Source organism: Pseudomonas sp. MPB03, assembly GCF_046605385.1.
Classification (GTDB): Bacteria; Pseudomonadota; Gammaproteobacteria; order Pseudomonadales; family Pseudomonadaceae; genus Aquipseudomonas; species Aquipseudomonas zanjanensis.
In genome coordinates, this window is sequence record NZ_CP176770.1 from 5,718,362 (window position 1) to 5,735,739 (window position 17,378).

The window sequence follows — 17,378 nt, forward strand, 5'->3', positions numbered from 1 at the left end:
ATCCAAATAGCTTACTTGCCGAGACTGATCTTCGGCGCCCAGGTCAGCCATTCATCTTCAAACTTGTCGAACAACGGGAAGGTTTGCTCCGGTCGCGCCGGGTTGCCCATCCGCTCACCATCCGGCGTAGCGAACGCAATACCGCCCTGGATCAAGGTTTCAAGGGACTCGGTTCGCACCGTCGCGCCCTTGAACAGACCGAAGTCCAGACCGAAGCCACTGCTATTCCAGAAGCGGCTGCCGCTGCGCACCAGCGGTGCATACTTGGGCTCGATCAGGATATGGATCAGCACCCGGTCCGCCGTCTGGCCGAGCTCATAACCTGTGACCTTGCCCACCGTGATTTCCCGATAGGTGACCGGCACGCCGATCTTCAACGAACCACGGCGGGCCGCGCTCAGCACCAGGCTGAGACCGGCTTCGGGTATCGCGCTTTCCGGCGGGTTGGCCAGGGCCACGAAGCTTTTCTGCGGCCCAAGGTTTTTCACCGAAGGCTGCACTTCAACGTATTGGCCTGTGACCAGCGTCTCCAGGTTGGAGGTCTTCATCAACCCCAACTCAGGCTTGACCACCCAGAACTGGGACCCGACCCGGGCGATGCGCTCAGGCACTTCGGTGATACGCGCAGTGAGCAACACCGATTGCATGTCGGCGCTGAGATCGACACCTTCGATCTTGCCGACGTCCAACCCTTTGAAACGGATCGGCGTACCACTGCGCAAGCCATCGGCGCGGTCGACCTTGATCGTCACCACGGTGCCGCGCTGTTGTGCGGCTTCGTGATCGGCAAACAGCCGGAAACGCGGAATGCGTCTTTTCAGCGGCACATTGGGTTCCGGCGTTTCGAAGGCAATCCCGCCGGCCATCAGGCTTTGCAAGGACTCGCTCTTGACCTGGATCCCCCCTGTCAAACCGCCCGTGAGCGTGATGCCACTGGCGTTCCAGAACCGTGTCGAGCCGTTGACCAGCCCTTCATATTCCTTCTCGATGTGTACACCAATGATCAGTTGCTTCTTTTTGCGAGAAAACTGGTAGCTCTGCACCGAGCCGACCTTGACCTGCTTGTAGAGAATCGGACTGCCGACTTCCAGGGAACCGAGGTTTTCGGTCAGCAGGACCAAATGCAGGCCCGGTGAACGCAAGTCCAGCGGTGGCGCCTTGGCCCGGGCTTCGTACTCGCGCTGCGGCGCGCCACCCTTGTCACCCGGCCGCACGGCAATGTAGTTGCCCTTGACCAAGGCTTCCAGGCCGGTGATACCCGCCAGGGAGATCGACGGCTTGACGACCCAGAACTGCGTGCCGGTCACCAGGTAATCTTCGGCCAACGGGTCCAGGGTCAGTTCGGCCGTGGCACTGGCCAGATCCGGATCGACCTTGAGGGTCTTCAGACTGCCGACCTGAATGCCTTTGTACATCACAGGTGTGCGACCGGCCTGCAAGCCTTCGAAGTCGCTGAGCTTGACCTTCACGCGAATGCCCGCTGCCGCTGCATCGAAGTCTTCGTAAAGGCGGAAGGGCAGGCTTGGATCCGTCGGCGGACTGTCCTTGCGGCTTTCCGGCGTGGCGAAGGCGATGCCTCCGGCCACGATGCTGGCCAGGGACTCACTGCGCACTTTGACGCCCGAGAGGTTGGCATCGATGCTGATGCCACTGGCGTTCCAGAAACGCGTGTGTTTACGCACCAGGCTGGCGTAGGTCGGCTCGATGAAGATCTTGATTTCAACAGTGCGCTGGTCTTCGGACAACAGGTAGCTTTTCACCTGGCCAACCTGGATCTGCTTGTAGAAAACCGGACTGCCGCGGTCCAGCGACCCCAAGCGCTCAGCCTTCACAGTCAGGTGCAAACCCGGCTTGGAATCCGACAGCGGCGGCTCTTCGACCAAGGCTTTGAATTTACGGGTCGACTCGCCTTCACCCGGACTGATCGCCACGTAGTTGCCCGATACCAGGGTTTCCAGGCCAGTGATCCCGGCCAGGCTCACGCTCGGCTTGACCAGCCAGAAACGTGTTCCGCTCTTGAGGTACTGCCCGACATCCTTGTTCATCTCGATGGTTGCGATAACGCCCTTCGAGCTGCCTTCATCATCGAGCGTGAGGTCTTTGACTTTGCCAACCGTCATACCTTTGTAGACGACCTCGGTCTTGTTGACCTGAATCCCTTCACCGCTCTCAAAGCGCACATTGATTTCGATTCCGGTCTCGTTATAAGCCCGCCAGCCGAGCCAGCCGCCGATGATCAACGCAATCAGCGGCAGGACCCAGATGGCCGACCAGTTCGAAGCCGGTCGGGTTTTAGCGGTAGGCAAATCAGTCATGGTCGTTATCCGACTCCGTGTTATCCCAAATCAGTCGGGGATCGAAGGTTACTGCGGCAATCATTGTCAAAATCACTACGCTGGCGAAAGCAATCGCACCGAGACCGGCTTCGACACTGGCGAGTCGTCCAAAATTCACCACCGCCACCAGGATGGCGATCACGAAAATATCCAGCATCGACCAACGCCCAATGAACTCGATGAAACGGTACATCAGGATGCGTTGCCGCGCCGACATGGGCTGGTGCCGCTGTACGGAAAACAGTAACAAGGCGATGCCCACCAGTTTGAAGGTGGGCACGAGGATACTGGCGATGAACACCACGGCGGCGATAGGGATCATGCCGTGCTGAACCAACTCAATGACACCGGCCATGATGGTGCTCGGAGCGCCTTGGCCCAATGAGTTGATGGTCATGATCGGCAGCATATTGGCCGGGATATAAAGAATCGCGGCAGTGATCAACAACGCCCAGGTCCGCACCAAGCTGTTCGGGCGACGGGGATGGACCCGTGCGCCGCAGCGAGTACAGGTTTGGTTGTCGGTTTCGGCGTCTTGCCGATTCAACTCATGGCATTCCGTACAAACCAGAATGCCGGCATCAATCGCCCGCATGGGCATCTTCTCCTGATAACGCCTGCCAGATCTGATGCGGTGACATCACCACCTCCAGCCAGACCTGAACAAGTAACAAACTGATGAAGCACACCAAACCAAGGCCTACGGTGATGGCCGCCATGTCTGCCAACTTGACGATGGCCACCAACACGCCCATGAGGTAAACCTCGAGCATCCCCCAATCCCGTAGATGGTGATAAATGCGGTACAGCAACAAACCGTAGCTACGGCCAATATCCAAGCGAATGGTCAGCAATACCGCCAACTGACAAAGCAACTTGAGCAGTGGAATGCCCATGCTGCACAGGAACACGACGACCGAGACGCCTTGCATGCCGGTATCGAACAGACCCACTACTCCGCTCCAAACGGTGTCCTGGGAGGACTGCCCGAGCAGATTGAGTTGCATGATGGGTAAGAAGTTGGCCGGCACAAATAACAGCAAGGCAGCGATCACCAAGGCAAGGCTGCGTTCGACTACATTGTGTCTGTGGGCATACAGCTCATAACCACAGCGGGGGCACTCGGCTTTTTCGCCATGGGCCAGTTGGGGCTTGCGCATCAACAGGTCGCACTCATGACACGCCACCAGATCGCTCAGGGGTAGATCTGACAACCTATCAGTGTCTGACGGATCGGGCATAAACAGCTCTGGCTCAGCTAAGGTGGGGCTATTCTAGTGCTCCAGCTCGAAAATAACTGTGCAAATTTATCACGAGCTTTCGCAGCGTTTTATGACGGGCAAAACAAAACCCCTACCTGCATCAGCAGATAGGGGTTTCGGAATTTAATCTTGACGATGACCTACTCTCACATGGGGAAACCCCACACTACCATCGGCGATGCATCGTTTCACTGCTGAGTTCGGGATGGGATCAGGTGGTTCCAATGCTCTATGGTCGTCAAGAAATTCGGGTACCGAATCGTGGCCTGGTGGCCTCGCTTCAGCAAATTGGGTATGTGACAGCTTTCGGTGTTTTGTGAGATTCGAACTTTCGGTTCGTTTCGTCTTCACACACCGCAATCTGGTGCTCTTTCGAGTCAGCAAATTGCTTGGGTGTTATATGGTCAAGCCTCACGGGCAATTAGTACAGGTTAGCTCAACGCCTCACAGCGCTTACACACCCTGCCTATCAACGTCGTAGTCTTCGACGGCCCTTCAGGGGACTCAAGGTCCCAGTGAGATCTCATCTTGAGGCAAGTTTCCCGCTTAGATGCTTTCAGCGGTTATCTTTCCCGAACATAGCTACCCGGCAATGCCACTGGCGTGACAACCGGAACACCAGAGGTTCGTCCACTCCGGTCCTCTCGTACTAGGAGCAGCCCCTCTCAAATCTCAAACGTCCACGGCAGATAGGGACCGAACTGTCTCACGACGTTCTAAACCCAGCTCGCGTACCACTTTAAATGGCGAACAGCCATACCCTTGGGACCGGCTTCAGCCCCAGGATGTGATGAGCCGACATCGAGGTGCCAAACACCGCCGTCGATATGAACTCTTGGGCGGTATCAGCCTGTTATCCCCGGAGTACCTTTTATCCGTTGAGCGATGGCCCTTCCATACAGAACCACCGGATCACTAAGACCTACTTTCGTACCTGCTCGACGTGTCTGTCTCGCAGTCAAGCGCGCTTTTGCCTTTATACTCTACGACCGATTTCCGACCGGTCTGAGCGCACCTTCGTACTCCTCCGTTACTCTTTAGGAGGAGACCGCCCCAGTCAAACTACCCACCATACACTGTCCTCGATCCGGATAACGGACCTGAGTTAGAACCTCAAAGTTGCCAGGGTGGTATTTCAAGGATGGCTCCACGCAGACTGGCGTCCACGCTTCAAAGCCTCCCACCTATCCTACACAAGCAAATTCAAAGTCCAGTGCAAAGCTATAGTAAAGGTTCACGGGGTCTTTCCGTCTAGCCGCGGATACACTGCATCTTCACAGCGATTTCAATTTCACTGAGTCTCGGGTGGAGACAGCGCCGCCATCGTTACGCCATTCGTGCAGGTCGGAACTTACCCGACAAGGAATTTCGCTACCTTAGGACCGTTATAGTTACGGCCGCCGTTTACCGGGGCTTCGATCAAGAGCTTCGCGTTAGCTAACCCCATCAATTAACCTTCCGGCACCGGGCAGGCGTCACACCCTATACGTCCACTTTCGTGTTTGCAGAGTGCTGTGTTTTTAATAAACAGTCGCAGCGGCCTGGTATCTTCGACCGGCGTGGGCTTACGCAGCAAGTGCTTCACCCTCACCGGCGCACCTTCTCCCGAAGTTACGGTGCCATTTTGCCTAGTTCCTTCACCCGAGTTCTCTCAAGCGCCTTGGTATTCTCTACCCAACCACCTGTGTCGGTTTGGGGTACGGTTCCTGGTTACCTGAAGCTTAGAAGCTTTTCTTGGAAGCATGGCATCAACCACTTCGTCACCCAAAGGGTAACTCGTCATCAGCTCTCGGCCTTAGAATCCCGGATTTACCTAAGATTCCAGCCTACCACCTTAAACTTGGACAACCAACGCCAAGCTGGCCTAGCCTTCTCCGTCCCTCCATCGCAATAACCAGAAGTACAGGAATATTAACCTGTTTTCCATCGACTACGCTTTTCAGCCTCGCCTTAGGGACCGACTAACCCTGCGTCGATTAACGTTGCGCAGGAAACCTTGGTCTTTCGGCGTGGGTGTTTTTCACACCCATTGTCGTTACTCATGTCAGCATTCGCACTTCTGATACCTCCAGCAAGCTTCTCAACTCACCTTCACAGGCTTACAGAACGCTCCTCTACCGCATCACTTACGTGATACCCGTAGCTTCGGTGTATGGTTTGAGCCCCGTTACATCTTCCGCGCAGGCCGACTCGACTAGTGAGCTATTACGCTTTCTTTAAAGGGTGGCTGCTTCTAAGCCAACCTCCTAGCTGTCTAAGCCTTCCCACATCGTTTCCCACTTAACCATAACTTTGGGACCTTAGCTGACGGTCTGGGTTGTTTCCCTTTTCACGACGGACGTTAGCACCCGCCGTGTGTCTCCCATGCTCGGCACTTGTAGGTATTCGGAGTTTGCATCGGTTTGGTAAGTCGGGATGACCCCCTAGCCGAAACAGTGCTCTACCCCCTACAGTGATACATGAGGCGCTACCTAAATAGCTTTCGAGGAGAACCAGCTATCTCCGAGCTTGATTAGCCTTTCACTCCGATCCACAGGTCATCCGCTAACTTTTCAACGGTAGTCGGTTCGGTCCTCCAGTTAGTGTTACCCAACCTTCAACCTGCCCATGGATAGATCGCCCGGTTTCGGGTCTATTCCCAGCGACTAGACGCCCTATTAAGACTCGCTTTCGCTACGCCTCCCCTATTCGGTTAAGCTCGCCACTGAAAATAAGTCGCTGACCCATTATACAAAAGGTACGCAGTCACCCAACAAAGTGGGCTCCCACTGCTTGTACGCATACGGTTTCAGGATCTATTTCACTCCCCTCTCCGGGGTTCTTTTCGCCTTTCCCTCACGGTACTAGTTCACTATCGGTCAGTCAGTAGTATTTAGCCTTGGAGGATGGTCCCCCCATATTCAGACAAAGTTTCTCGTGCTCCGTCCTACTCGATTTCACTTCTAAGATCCTTTCGCGTACAGGGCTATCACCCACTATGGCCGCACTTTCCAGAGCGTTCCGCTAAAATCAAAGAAGCTTAAGGGCTAGTCCCCGTTCGCTCGCCACTACTAAGGGAATCTCGGTTGATTTCTTTTCCTCAGGGTACTTAGATGTTTCAGTTCCCCTGGTTCGCCTCTTGCACCTATGTATTCAGTACAAGATAACCATCTTATGATGGCTGGGTTCCCCCATTCAGACATCTCCGGATCAAAGTCTGTTTGCCGACTCCCCGAAGCTTTTCGCAGGCTACCACGTCTTTCATCGCCTCTGACTGCCAAGGCATCCACCGTATGCGCTTCTTCACTTGACCATATAACCCCAAGCAATCTGGTTATACTGTGAAGACGACATTCGCCGAAAATTCGAACTTCTCAACTAAGAGAACTCACAAATTTTACCTTAGCCTGATCCGTTACCAGTGAAAGTAACGTTCAGTCTATCTTTCTATCACATACCCAAATTTTTAAAGAACGATCTAATCAAAAGACTAGAAATCAACATTCACCATCACCTTGATGGAATGCTCATTTCTAAGCTTTCAGAAGCAGTTTATGGTGGAGCCAAGCGGGATCGAACCGCTGACCTCCTGCGTGCAAGGCAGGCGCTCTCCCAGCTGAGCTATGGCCCCATAACAAAATTGGTGGGTCTGGGCAGATTCGAACTGCCGACCTCACCCTTATCAGGGGTGCGCTCTAACCAACTGAGCTACAGACCCAATTTCGAGCTTGTAACTGTTAGCTGTGAGCTATCAGCTTGGAGCTTAAAGCTGCTTCTATCGTCTTCTTCAATGAATCAAGCAATTCGTGTGGGAGCTCATGGAGCAGCTGCGGTCGTCGATTAAGGAGGTGATCCAGCCGCAGGTTCCCCTACGGCTACCTTGTTACGACTTCACCCCAGTCATGAATCACACCGTGGTAACCGTCCTCCCGAAGGTTAGACTAGCTACTTCTGGTGCAACCCACTCCCATGGTGTGACGGGCGGTGTGTACAAGGCCCGGGAACGTATTCACCGCGACATTCTGATTCGCGATTACTAGCGATTCCGACTTCACGCAGTCGAGTTGCAGACTGCGATCCGGACTACGATCGGTTTTGTGGGATTAGCTCCACCTCGCGGCTTGGCAACCCTCTGTACCGACCATTGTAGCACGTGTGTAGCCCAGGCCGTAAGGGCCATGATGACTTGACGTCATCCCCACCTTCCTCCGGTTTGTCACCGGCAGTCTCCTTAGAGTGCCCACCATTACGTGCTGGTAACTAAGGACAAGGGTTGCGCTCGTTACGGGACTTAACCCAACATCTCACGACACGAGCTGACGACAGCCATGCAGCACCTGTCTCAATGTTCCCGAAGGCACCAATCCATCTCTGGAAAGTTCATTGGATGTCAAGGCCTGGTAAGGTTCTTCGCGTTGCTTCGAATTAAACCACATGCTCCACCGCTTGTGCGGGCCCCCGTCAATTCATTTGAGTTTTAACCTTGCGGCCGTACTCCCCAGGCGGTCAACTTAATGCGTTAGCTGCGCCACTAAGAGCTCAAGGCTCCCAACGGCTAGTTGACATCGTTTACGGCGTGGACTACCAGGGTATCTAATCCTGTTTGCTCCCCACGCTTTCGCACCTCAGTGTCAGTATCAGTCCAGGTGGTCGCCTTCGCCACTGGTGTTCCTTCCTATATCTACGCATTTCACCGCTACACAGGAAATTCCACCACCCTCTACCATACTCTAGCTCGACAGTTTTGAATGCAGTTCCCAGGTTGAGCCCGGGGCTTTCACATCCAACTTAACGAACCACCTACGCGCGCTTTACGCCCAGTAATTCCGATTAACGCTTGCACCCTCTGTATTACCGCGGCTGCTGGCACAGAGTTAGCCGGTGCTTATTCTGTCGGTAACGTCAAAACACTAACGTATTAGGTTAATGCCCTTCCTCCCAACTTAAAGTGCTTTACAATCCGAAGACCTTCTTCACACACGCGGCATGGCTGGATCAGGCTTTCGCCCATTGTCCAATATTCCCCACTGCTGCCTCCCGTAGGAGTCTGGACCGTGTCTCAGTTCCAGTGTGACTGATCATCCTCTCAGACCAGTTACGGATCGTCGCCTTGGTGAGCCATTACCCCACCAACTAGCTAATCCGACCTAGGCTCATCTGATAGCGCAAGGCCCGAAGGTCCCCTGCTTTCTCCCGTAGGACGTATGCGGTATTAGCGTCCGTTTCCGAGCGTTATCCCCCACTACCAGGCAGATTCCTAGGCATTACTCACCCGTCCGCCGCTCTCAAGAGGTGCAAGCACCTCTCTACCGCTCGACTTGCATGTGTTAGGCCTGCCGCCAGCGTTCAATCTGAGCCATGATCAAACTCTTCAGTTCAAACATCTTTGGGTTTTGAGAAAACCCTAAACTTGGCTCAGCAATCGTTGGTTACATCTTTGATTTCTCGCGGAGTAACTTGTGATGCTGATAATCTGTTGACTAGCAGTCTGACTCCACAAGCACCCACACGAATTGCTTGATTCAGTTGTTAAAGAGCGGTTGGCTGAGTCTTTCGTCTCAACCGAGGCGCGCATTCTACAGCGCCCCGTGTATCTGTCAAGCGGTTATTTTAAGAAGTTTTCAAAGTTTCGCTTCGGAAACATCAACAACTTCAACCACTTGCGCTTCCGATCTCTCGTTAGCGGGAGGCGAATTCTACAGCGTTACTCGCTGCTGTCAACACCTCTTTTTCACCGCTTTCGACCGAGAAGATCGAACCGCCGATAGAGCCAAACATCACCGCTCTATCTGCTCCTTCCGGGCCTCGATGAACTGAAGCCCAACACCTTCGAAACCTACTTAACTCATTGAATCTCAAGGAGTTTTCCGTTTCGACTGCGCCGGAAGTGGGGCGAATTATAGACTTCCAGAATCTGCCGTCAACCTCTAATTACGCTTTTGTTGCAGAAGATACTTTCCTACCCAGCAAACGCGGGATCCGGCGCATAACCGACGGCACTCTTAGCACTAATAGTGCGGCACCTATAAAGGCGTAGATCGCCCATTCTTTCAGGTCCGCCCGCACGATCCACAGCATATGCAGCAACCCCAGCCCCAGAATCAGGTACACCAGACGATGCAGTTTCTTCCAGCGCCCCCCCAATCGTCGCTGACTGTAGCGATTGGATGTAACCGCCAATGCCAATAGCCCGAGAAACCCAAGCGCCCCCACAATAATATAAGGCCGCTTACTCAACTCGACGCCCAACTGCGACCAGTCGAACCCCAATATGAACGCCGCATACCCGCTTAAATGCAGCACCACATAAGCAAAGCACCACAATCCCAACTGACGCCTGACTGCAATCCACCCCGCCCACCCCGTCAATTTCTGCAGCGGTGTCATGCTCAAGGTGATCAACAACAGGATCAGCGTCCCCAACCCGAGCCGATCCACCAGCACTTTGCCCGGGTCAGGACCCAACGAATTCATCAAGGCCTCGTAAAGCCAGAACAACGGCCAGACCGCCGCCGCGATGAAGACGCTGATTCGCCAGACTGGAAAACGCATCAGTAGTCCTTCCTCAGGTCCATCCCTGCATATAAGGAAGCGACTTCATCCTGATAGCCGTTGAACATCAGCGTGTCGCGCACATTGGGGCTGAACAGCCCGCTCGGCAGACGGCGTTCACGCGCCTGGGTCCAACGCGGGTGATCGACTGTTGGATTGACGTTGGCATAGAAACCGTATTCGTCAGACGCAATGCTTTGCCACGTGGTCTTCGGCTGCTCGCTCACCAGACTGATGCGCACGATGGACTTCACACTTTTGAACCCATACTTCCAAGGAACCACCAACCGCAGCGGCGCGCCGTTCTGGTTCGGCAACTCCCGCCCGTACATCCCCACCGCGAGGATCGCCAACGGGTTCATCGCCTCGTCCAAACGCAGGCCCTCCACGTACGGCCAGTCGATCAAGGCGAAACCGGAACGCTGCCCCGGCATGACCTTGGGGTCCTGCAGGGTTTCGAAGCGGATGTACTTGGCCGTTGAGGTCGGCTCGACTTGCTTGAGCAATGCGGAGATGGGAAAGCCGATCCACGGAATGACCATGGACCAGGCCTCGACACAGCGCAGCCGATAAATCCGCTCTTCCAGTTGATAAGGCTTCATGAAGTCTTCCAACCCATAGCGCCCCGGCTTACCCACCTCCCCGTCCACCACCACGCTCCAGGGCTCGGTCTTCAAGGAGCCTGCATTGGCTGCCGGGTCCCCTTTGTCGGTGCCGAACTCATAGAAATTGTTGTAATGGGTCGCGTCCTTGAACGGCGTGATCGCCTCATTCTTGACCGTGACCGCCTCCCATTGGACCGAAGGCAGTTTCTCGGCAAACCAGGACGGTGCCTTGCCCGGCTCGACATCGGCATAACGCGCCGCATCGGCAGCGCTGGCCCATTGCGGCAAGCCGCTCACGGCGAGACCCGCCATGGTTGCACCGAGCATCTGGCGACGAGATAGATAGAAGGATTCGGGCGTGACGTCCGATTCACGGCTGTCGGACGACTTGGGGATCTTGATCAGCATGACAACTCCGCAGTATTGGAGGGCAGGTGCACCAATAGACTGCGGAGTATGGGGGAAATTACATTAAGGCAACGTTTAGCGTCGGCGAAGACGCAACAAGTACTGCACCGGGCCGGAAGCCGCATAGGCGAGGAATACCAGCAGCAGGATACGCGGCGGATCACTGAACACCACGGCGAATACCAGCACCACCGCTAGAATCGCAACGAACGGCACACGCCCCTTCAGATCCAGCTCCTTGAAGCTGTTGTACTTGATGTTGCTGACCATCAGCATCCCCGCCGCGGCAACCAGCAGCGCCACCAGGAACGACATTTTTGAACCCTGGATGCCATAGTCGCTGAATGCCCAGACCACACCCGCCACGACACCCGCCGCAGCCGGACTGGCCAGGCCGATGAAGTAACGCTTGTCAGCCTTGCCGACCTGGGTATTGAAACGCGCCAGGCGCAACGCCGCACCCGCCACATAGATGAAGGCGACCATCCAGCCGACCTTGCCCATGTCTCCCAGCGCCCAGCCGAACGCCAGCAAGGCGGGAGCCACGCCAAACGCGACCATGTCGGACAGCGAATCATATTCGGCGCCGAACGCGCTTTGGGTATTGGTCATTCGGGCGACGCGCCCGTCCAGGCCATCGAGCACCATGGCGACGAAGATCGCAATGGCGGCGAAGGCGAAGTAACGGCTCGCCCCTGCGCTATCGCCAGCGCTCAAGGCGGCCTGGGCGCTCATGGAGCTGATGATGGAATAGAAACCGGCGAACAGGTTCGCGGTGGTGAACAGATTCGGCAGTAGATAGATGCCACGATGCCGGACCTTTCGGCCTTCAGCGTCATGGCCTTCTTCGATGTGCTCATCGATGGGCAACAGGCTTTCGGCGTCAGGAGCCTGGTTTGGCTCGTCGGGACGTTCGCTCATGGACAATTACCTTGCAACGGTGTGAAAAAATTCGACAGATGTCTGGGACGACGGTTCGGCCGCAAACGATGCAGCTTTATACCAGAAGCCATCGCCCAAACGAAAAAACGCGGCCAAGGCCGCGTTTTTTCGATCAAGCTCGCGACTTAGTTCTTGGCTTTGTCGACGATCTTGTTGGCACCGATCCACGGCATCATCGAACGCAGTTGCTCGCCGATGATTTCGATACCGTGGGCGGCGTTGTTGCGACGCTTGGCGGTCATCGAAGGATAGCCGGTGGCGCCTTCGCTGATGAACATCTTGGCGTATTCGCCGTCCTGGATACGTTTCAGGGCGTTGCGCATGGCCTGGCGGGACTCGGCGTTGATCACTTCCGGACCGGTCACGTACTCGCCGTATTCGGCGTTGTTGGAGATCGAGTAGTTCATGTTGGCGATACCGCCTTCGTACATGAGGTCAACGATCAGCTTCAGCTCGTGCAGGCATTCGAAGTAGGCCATTTCTGGCGCGTAGCCGGCTTCAACCAGGGTTTCGAAACCGGCCTTGACCAGCTCGACGGTACCGCCACACAGAACGGCTTGCTCGCCGAACAGGTCGGTTTCGGTCTCGTCCTTGAAGGTGGTTTCGATGATGCCGGTACGACCGCCACCCACGCCAGCGGCGTAGGACAGGGCCACGTTCTTGGCGTTGCCGGACGCATCCTGGTAGATCGCGATCAGGTCAGGGATACCGCCGCCCTTCACGAACTCGGAACGCACGGTGTGACCCGGGGCCTTCGGCGCGATCATGATCACGTCGAGGTCGGCACGTGGCACGACTTGGTTGTAGTGGATCGCGAAGCCGTGGGAGAAGGCCAGGGTGGCGCCTTTCTTGATGTTCGGTTCGATTTCGTTCTTGTACAGCGCCGATTGGAACTCGTCCGGGGTCAGGATCATGACCAGGTCGGCAGCGGCAACGGCAGAAGCCACGTCGGTCACTTTCAGGCCGTGGGCCTCGGCCTTGGCAACGGTGGCCGAGCCTTTACGCAGGCCGACAGTTACGTCAACGCCGGAATCTTTCAGGTTGCACGCCTGGGCGTGGCCTTGGGAACCGTAACCAATGATGGCGACTTTCTTGCCCTGGATGATCGACAGGTCGCAATCTTTATCGTAGAAAACTTTCATGAATTTCCCCTATATCTGGCCATTCAGGCCATTCGCTAATTTGGTTTAGATGCTCAGTACTTTGTCGCCACGGGCAATCCCGGTGACGCCACTGCGTACGGTTTCCAGAATCGAGGCAGTGCCGATCGATTGGATGAAGCTGTCGAGCTTGTCGCTGGTACCGGTCAACTGAACGGTATAGACGCTGGCGCTGACATCGACGATCTGCCCACGATAAATATCGGTAGTACGCTTGATCTCGGCGCGCTGGGCGCCGGTGGCCTTGACCTTGACCAGCATCAGTTCACGCTCGATGTGAGCGCTTTCCGACAGGTCCACCAGCTTGACCACCTCGATCAGCTTGTTCAGGTTCTTGGTGATCTGCTCGATGACTTCATCGTGCCCCACGGTGGTCAGCGTCAGACGCGACAGGGTCGGGTCTTCGGTCGGCGCCACGGTCAGGCTTTCGATGTTGTAGTTGCGCTGCGAGAACAGGCCCACCACACGAGACAGCGCACCCGGTTCGTTTTCCAGAAGCAAGGAAATAATGTGTCGCATGATTAGGTACGCTCCGTCTTGCTCAGCCACATATCGCGCATGGAGCCGTCTTTGATCTGCATCGGGTAGACGTGCTCGCTGGTATCGACCGCAATATCGATCACCACCAGGCGATCCTTCATGGCGAACGCTTCCTCCATCTTCGACTTCAAATCCTTCGATTCGGTGATGCGCACGCCAACGTGACCGTAAGCCTCCGCCAGCTTGACGAAATCAGGCAGCGATTCCATGTAGGAGTGCGAGTGACGGCTGCCATAGCTCATGTCCTGCCACTGGCGAACCATCCCCAACACACCGTTGTTCAGGATCACGATCTTCACCGGCAAACCGTATTGCAGGCAGGTGGACAGTTCCTGGATGTTCATCTGGATGCTGCCCTCGCCCGTGACGCAGGCGACATCGGCTTGCGGAAAGCTCAACTTGATGCCCATGGCCGCCGGAAAACCGAAGCCCATGGTGCCCAGGCCGCCGGAGTTGATCCAGCGGTTGGGTTTGTCGAACTTGTAGTATTGCGCGGCGAACATCTGGTGCTGGCCCACGTCGGAGGTCACAAAGGCATCGCCCTTGGTCACTTCGCACAGGGTTTCGATCACGGTCTGCGGCTTGATTACGCTGCCGTCGCCCTTGTCATAAGGGAACAGGCCGCGATCGCCACGCCATTCATCGACTTGCTTCCACCAACTGGCCACGGACTCCTTGTTCGGAACCTCGCCGATTTCCTTGAGAATGGCGACCATTTCGGTCAGCACGCTCTCTACAGGACCGACAATCGGCACGTCTGCCTTGATGGTCTTGGAGATGGACGCCGGGTCGATGTCGATGTGGATGATCTTGGCGTTCGGGCAGAATTTCGCCGCGCCGTTGATCACACGGTCGTCGAAACGCGCGCCGACCGCGAGGATGACATCGGCGTGGTGCATCGCCAGGTTGGCGGTGTAGCTGCCGTGCATGCCGAGCATACCAATGAACTGACGGTCCGAACCCGGGAACGCACCCAGGCCCATCAGCGTATTGGTGACCGGCAGGTTGAGCATTTTCGCCAGCTCGGTCAGCGGCGCGGAGCCACCGCCGAGGATCACGCCACCACCGGAGTACAACACCGGGCGCTTGGCCGCCAGCAGCATTTCGGCGGCCTTGCGGATTTGCCCGGAATGACCACGGACCGCCGGGCTGTAGGAACGCAGCTTGGCTTTTTTCGGGAAGATGTATTCGAACTTCTCGGCCGGGTTGGTCATGTCTTTGGGAACGTCGACCACGACCGGACCCGGACGACCGGATTCGGCCAGGTAGAAGGCCTTCTTCATGACTTCCGGGATTTCCGACGCGTGCTTGATCATGAAGCTGTGCTTCACGATCGGCCGGGAGATACCGATCATGTCGGTTTCCTGGAATGCATCGGTGCCCACCATGGTGCTGGGCACCTGGCCGGAGATGATCACCATCGGGATGGAGTCCATGTACGCGGTGGCGATACCGGTGATGGCGTTCGTGGCGCCAGGACCGGAAGTCACCAGGACCACGCCGGCCTTGCCGGTAGCACGGGCATAACCATCAGCCATATGGGTGGCCGCCTGCTCGTGACGAACCAGGATGTGGGTCACTTCCGGTTCTTTGAACAGGGCATCGTAGACATGAAGAAGAGCACCACCGGGGTACCCGTAGATATATTTGACGCCTTCGTCACGCAAAAAGCGGACGAGCATCTCACCGCCAGATAAAAGCTCCACGTTGTTCACCTCTAAAACGCCAGAATACCGACCCACAAAAGGGGACGGGTCTTAATAGGTTTACTTCTCGGCAGAGCATGAGCGACGGTGGTCGCCGACTACGTCAGCACTGACTGAGCAAGTATTGGGATCGTCCCAAGTGTTGCGGGCCTTTCCCACCCAGCGCGAGGTAACGCGTTGCGGGTGTAACAGGTCGGCGCGGATATGCGCCTCATGATCTGCCGAGTGGGTCTGCTTCTGGCAGTCCCTCTACAGCGGACTTTGGATTCTTCTGTTTCGCCTCCTTCAAGTCAAGTCGTCTATGTGCTTTATTCGAAGTAAGCGCATGAGAACGCAAGAAAAAACCCTTAAACGGCAACTGTGTTAGCTTCAATTGCGCAATCCAAGACAAGGAAACAGCATGCGAATGATGTTATTGACGGCCAGCCTGCTGGTGGGCCTGAGCCCGATAAGCATGGCCGGCCAGATCTATAAATGGGTGGACGCCCAAGGCGTGACCCACTTTGGCGCCCAGCCGCCCCAAGGCGTGGAAGCGACGACCGTGGGCAAGTCCGCAACGCCAGCGCCCAAACCACCGCCCCCCGCTTCAGGCGGGGTCGTTGGCGATCAAAAGGCCATCGACCAACAGGTCAAAAAAGAGGTTGCCGAGCAGGAAGCCCAGCTCAAGGCCTTCTGCGAACAGGCCCGGACCAACCTGGCGCAATTGCAGAACAACCCCAGGGTGCGGGAAGACGTGGAGGGGGAAATGCGCCGCCTCACGGATGAAGAGCGACGCCAGCGGATCGATGAGACCCGCCAGCAGATCGAGGAACACTGCCAATAATGGCGATCAGCCGACGTCGCTGATCAACTGATCGAACTGCGCCAGCAGCCGCTGCAACTGGGCACCCTGCCCTGGCCGCTGGGCATAGACCATCTCGGCCATGGCAAGGATGCCCGAGGCGTTGGGCAGCGGCAGGTCGTTTTCCAGGATGGCTTTCATCCTGGGCAGGAAAATCCATTGCAGCCACTGCTCGAAATCCAGGGTATCGACCGCGAACGGCTCGACACTGGCCAGCGCTTGCGCCGAAGGTGAGACATCGCTCCACCAGCCCTGGACCCGCAGCTCCCGCTCGATCAGCAGCAACTGATCGGCGATTTGGGGAAAACGCGTATCCATCAGAGCGAAACCTTGGCCTTCTGACGGGCCAACGCCGCGCCAGCCGAATCGCCTTGTTTCTCACGAGCCTGGGCGATCAATTCCCACAGGCTCGCCTGAAGTGCCGGGCGACCGCTGGCGAAGGTCAGGCCACGGCGGGCCAATTGCTCGGCTTGCGGCGCATCGCCCTGGGCCATACGCACCTGGGCCAGGCGATAAAGCACTTGGGGCTCACGTGGCGCCACACGCTGGGCACGCTCCAGGCTGGAGGAGGCGCCGTTGAGGTCGCCGCCAGCCTGTTGCTGTTGTGCCGTGGTCAGCAGGGCCAGCACCGGGCCGTCCAGCTGCTCATCGGCGGACAAGCCACCGGCACTGGCCGACGGGATGCTGCTCGGCGTCGAGGGCATGCTGTAGCTGCCCTGATTGATCGGCGAGGTTTCGATAGGGCCTGGCGTGATCGGGCCCGGCGTGATCGGCGTGCTGCTGATCGGCGCCGAGGTCGTCGCGCCGCCACCGGGCACCATCACCACCACACCGGTGTCGCCTTGCGGAATCGCCTGGGCCTGGCCCTGCACGGGTCGTTTCACCGTCGTCTGACGGAAACCACCATTGGCCGAGATCCGCTCGCTGTTGGACACCGCGGTGCCGGAGTCAACGACCGGAATCGAACCGCGTTGTACGGTAGAGCAACCACTGAGCAAAGCCACGGCCGTTACCGCTGGAATCAACCACTTGTTCACTTGAAACCCT

12 protein-coding genes, 2 tRNA genes and 3 rRNA genes are annotated in these 17,378 nt (G+C 56.5%); 1 reads left to right on the top strand and 16 read right to left on the bottom strand.

What is annotated here, in order from left to right; all coding sequences use genetic code 11:
- Window positions 1-11: 11 nt before the first annotated feature.
- From ACLH0I_RS24865 to ACLH0I_RS24930, 14 genes are all read right to left on the bottom strand, one after another.
- Window positions 12-2,315, bottom strand: a complete 2,304-nt coding sequence (locus tag ACLH0I_RS24865) for a PqiB family protein (protein ID WP_186729801.1) — start codon at window positions 2,313-2,315, stop codon at window positions 12-14.
- The gene (locus ACLH0I_RS24870) at window positions 2,308-2,931 is read right to left on the bottom strand and encodes a paraquat-inducible protein A (RefSeq protein ID WP_250965041.1); all 624 of its coding nucleotides are present in this window, start codon (window positions 2,929-2,931) and stop codon (window positions 2,308-2,310) included. Before ACLH0I_RS24870 ends, ACLH0I_RS24865 begins: the two co-directional genes overlap by 8 nt.
- Window positions 2,918-3,577: a paraquat-inducible protein A gene (locus ACLH0I_RS24875; protein WP_186729802.1), complete on the bottom strand. Its 660-nt coding sequence runs from the start codon at window positions 3,575-3,577 to the stop codon at window positions 2,918-2,920. Before ACLH0I_RS24875 ends, ACLH0I_RS24870 begins: the two co-directional genes overlap by 14 nt.
- Before the next feature lie 148 nt (window positions 3,578-3,725).
- Window positions 3,726-3,841, bottom strand: a 5S ribosomal RNA gene (rrf, locus tag ACLH0I_RS24880).
- 157 nt (window positions 3,842-3,998) lie between these two features.
- Window positions 3,999-6,890 (bottom strand): 23S ribosomal RNA (locus tag ACLH0I_RS24885).
- Window positions 6,891-7,132: 242 nt separating this feature from the next.
- Window positions 7,133-7,208, bottom strand: a tRNA-Ala gene (locus ACLH0I_RS24890).
- Window positions 7,209-7,218: 10 nt separating this feature from the next.
- Window positions 7,219-7,295, bottom strand: a tRNA-Ile gene (locus ACLH0I_RS24895).
- A 123-nt stretch (window positions 7,296-7,418) separates the two neighbouring features.
- Window positions 7,419-8,955 (bottom strand): 16S ribosomal RNA (locus ACLH0I_RS24900).
- Together the 16S, 23S and 5S rRNA genes with 2 tRNA genes alongside form the textbook arrangement of a ribosomal RNA operon.
- 553 nt (window positions 8,956-9,508) lie before the next feature.
- Window positions 9,509-10,129 (bottom strand): protein-methionine-sulfoxide reductase heme-binding subunit MsrQ, encoded by a 621-nt coding sequence (msrQ, locus tag ACLH0I_RS24905; RefSeq protein WP_411385639.1) that lies wholly within the window; start codon window positions 10,127-10,129, stop codon window positions 9,509-9,511.
- Window positions 10,129-11,142 carry a protein-methionine-sulfoxide reductase catalytic subunit MsrP gene (gene msrP, locus ACLH0I_RS24910; protein WP_411385640.1) on the bottom strand — a complete coding sequence of 338 codons (1,014 nt, stop codon included), beginning with the start codon at window positions 11,140-11,142 and terminating at the stop codon, window positions 10,129-10,131. The genes msrQ and msrP overlap by 1 nt, the downstream gene beginning before the upstream one ends.
- 75 nt (window positions 11,143-11,217) lie before the next feature.
- Entirely contained in the window at window positions 11,218-12,063 is an 846-nt protein-coding gene (gene pssA, locus ACLH0I_RS24915) for a CDP-diacylglycerol--serine O-phosphatidyltransferase (RefSeq protein ID WP_053125264.1), read from the bottom strand.
- A 146-nt stretch (window positions 12,064-12,209) separates the two neighbouring features.
- Window positions 12,210-13,226 (bottom strand): ketol-acid reductoisomerase, encoded by a 1,017-nt coding sequence (ilvC, locus tag ACLH0I_RS24920; RefSeq protein WP_003185459.1) that lies wholly within the window; start codon window positions 13,224-13,226, stop codon window positions 12,210-12,212.
- 45 nt (window positions 13,227-13,271) lie between these two features.
- Window positions 13,272-13,763 (bottom strand): acetolactate synthase small subunit, encoded by a 492-nt coding sequence (gene ilvN, locus ACLH0I_RS24925; RefSeq protein WP_003176102.1) that lies wholly within the window; start codon window positions 13,761-13,763, stop codon window positions 13,272-13,274.
- A gap of 2 nt (window positions 13,764-13,765) precedes the next feature.
- Window positions 13,766-15,490, bottom strand: coding sequence for an acetolactate synthase 3 large subunit (locus tag ACLH0I_RS24930; RefSeq protein ID WP_186709149.1), 1,725 nt, complete (start codon window positions 15,488-15,490; stop codon window positions 13,766-13,768).
- 400 nt (window positions 15,491-15,890) lie between these two features.
- Here ACLH0I_RS24930 and ACLH0I_RS24935 point away from each other — a divergent pair, with 400 nt between their 5' ends.
- Complete coding sequence (locus ACLH0I_RS24935; protein ID WP_411385641.1) at window positions 15,891-16,313, top strand: DUF4124 domain-containing protein; 423 nt, start codon at window positions 15,891-15,893, stop codon at window positions 16,311-16,313.
- Between the two features lie 6 nt (window positions 16,314-16,319).
- On the opposite strand, the gene ACLH0I_RS24940 is transcribed toward ACLH0I_RS24935, so the two are convergent.
- Together ACLH0I_RS24940 and ACLH0I_RS24945 are read right to left on the bottom strand one after the other, a co-directional pair.
- Window positions 16,320-16,649 carry a YqcC family protein gene (locus ACLH0I_RS24940; protein WP_186709145.1) on the bottom strand — a complete coding sequence of 110 codons (330 nt, stop codon included), beginning with the start codon at window positions 16,647-16,649 and terminating at the stop codon, window positions 16,320-16,322.
- Window positions 16,649-17,368: a hypothetical protein gene (locus tag ACLH0I_RS24945; protein ID WP_250964574.1), complete on the bottom strand. Its 720-nt coding sequence runs from the start codon at window positions 17,366-17,368 to the stop codon at window positions 16,649-16,651. The genes ACLH0I_RS24940 and ACLH0I_RS24945 overlap by 1 nt, the downstream gene beginning before the upstream one ends.
- Window positions 17,369-17,378 lie beyond the last annotated feature (10 nt).

Coding starts and splice junctions, on each gene's coding strand:
- ACLH0I_RS24865 (WP_186729801.1), bottom strand. CDS start 2,315: ATGACTGATTTGCCTACCGCTAAAACCCGACCGGCTTCGAACTGGTCG.
- ACLH0I_RS24870 (WP_250965041.1), bottom strand. CDS start 2,931: ATGCGGGCGATTGATGCCGGCATTCTGGTTTGTACGGAATGCCATGAG.
- ACLH0I_RS24875 (WP_186729802.1), bottom strand. CDS start 3,577: ATGCCCGATCCGTCAGACACTGATAGGTTGTCAGATCTACCCCTGAGC.
- msrQ (WP_411385639.1), bottom strand. CDS start 10,129: ATGCGTTTTCCAGTCTGGCGAATCAGCGTCTTCATCGCGGCGGCGGTC.
- msrP (WP_411385640.1), bottom strand. CDS start 11,142: ATGCTGATCAAGATCCCCAAGTCGTCCGACAGCCGTGAATCGGACGTC.
- pssA (WP_053125264.1), bottom strand. CDS start 12,063: ATGAGCGAACGTCCCGACGAGCCAAACCAGGCTCCTGACGCCGAAAGC.
- ilvC (WP_003185459.1), bottom strand. CDS start 13,226: ATGAAAGTTTTCTACGATAAAGATTGCGACCTGTCGATCATCCAGGGC.
- ilvN (WP_003176102.1), bottom strand. CDS start 13,763: ATGCGACACATTATTTCCTTGCTTCTGGAAAACGAACCGGGTGCGCTG.
- ACLH0I_RS24935 (WP_411385641.1), top strand. CDS start 15,891: ATGCGAATGATGTTATTGACGGCCAGCCTGCTGGTGGGCCTGAGCCCG.
- ACLH0I_RS24940 (WP_186709145.1), bottom strand. CDS start 16,649: ATGGATACGCGTTTTCCCCAAATCGCCGATCAGTTGCTGCTGATCGAG.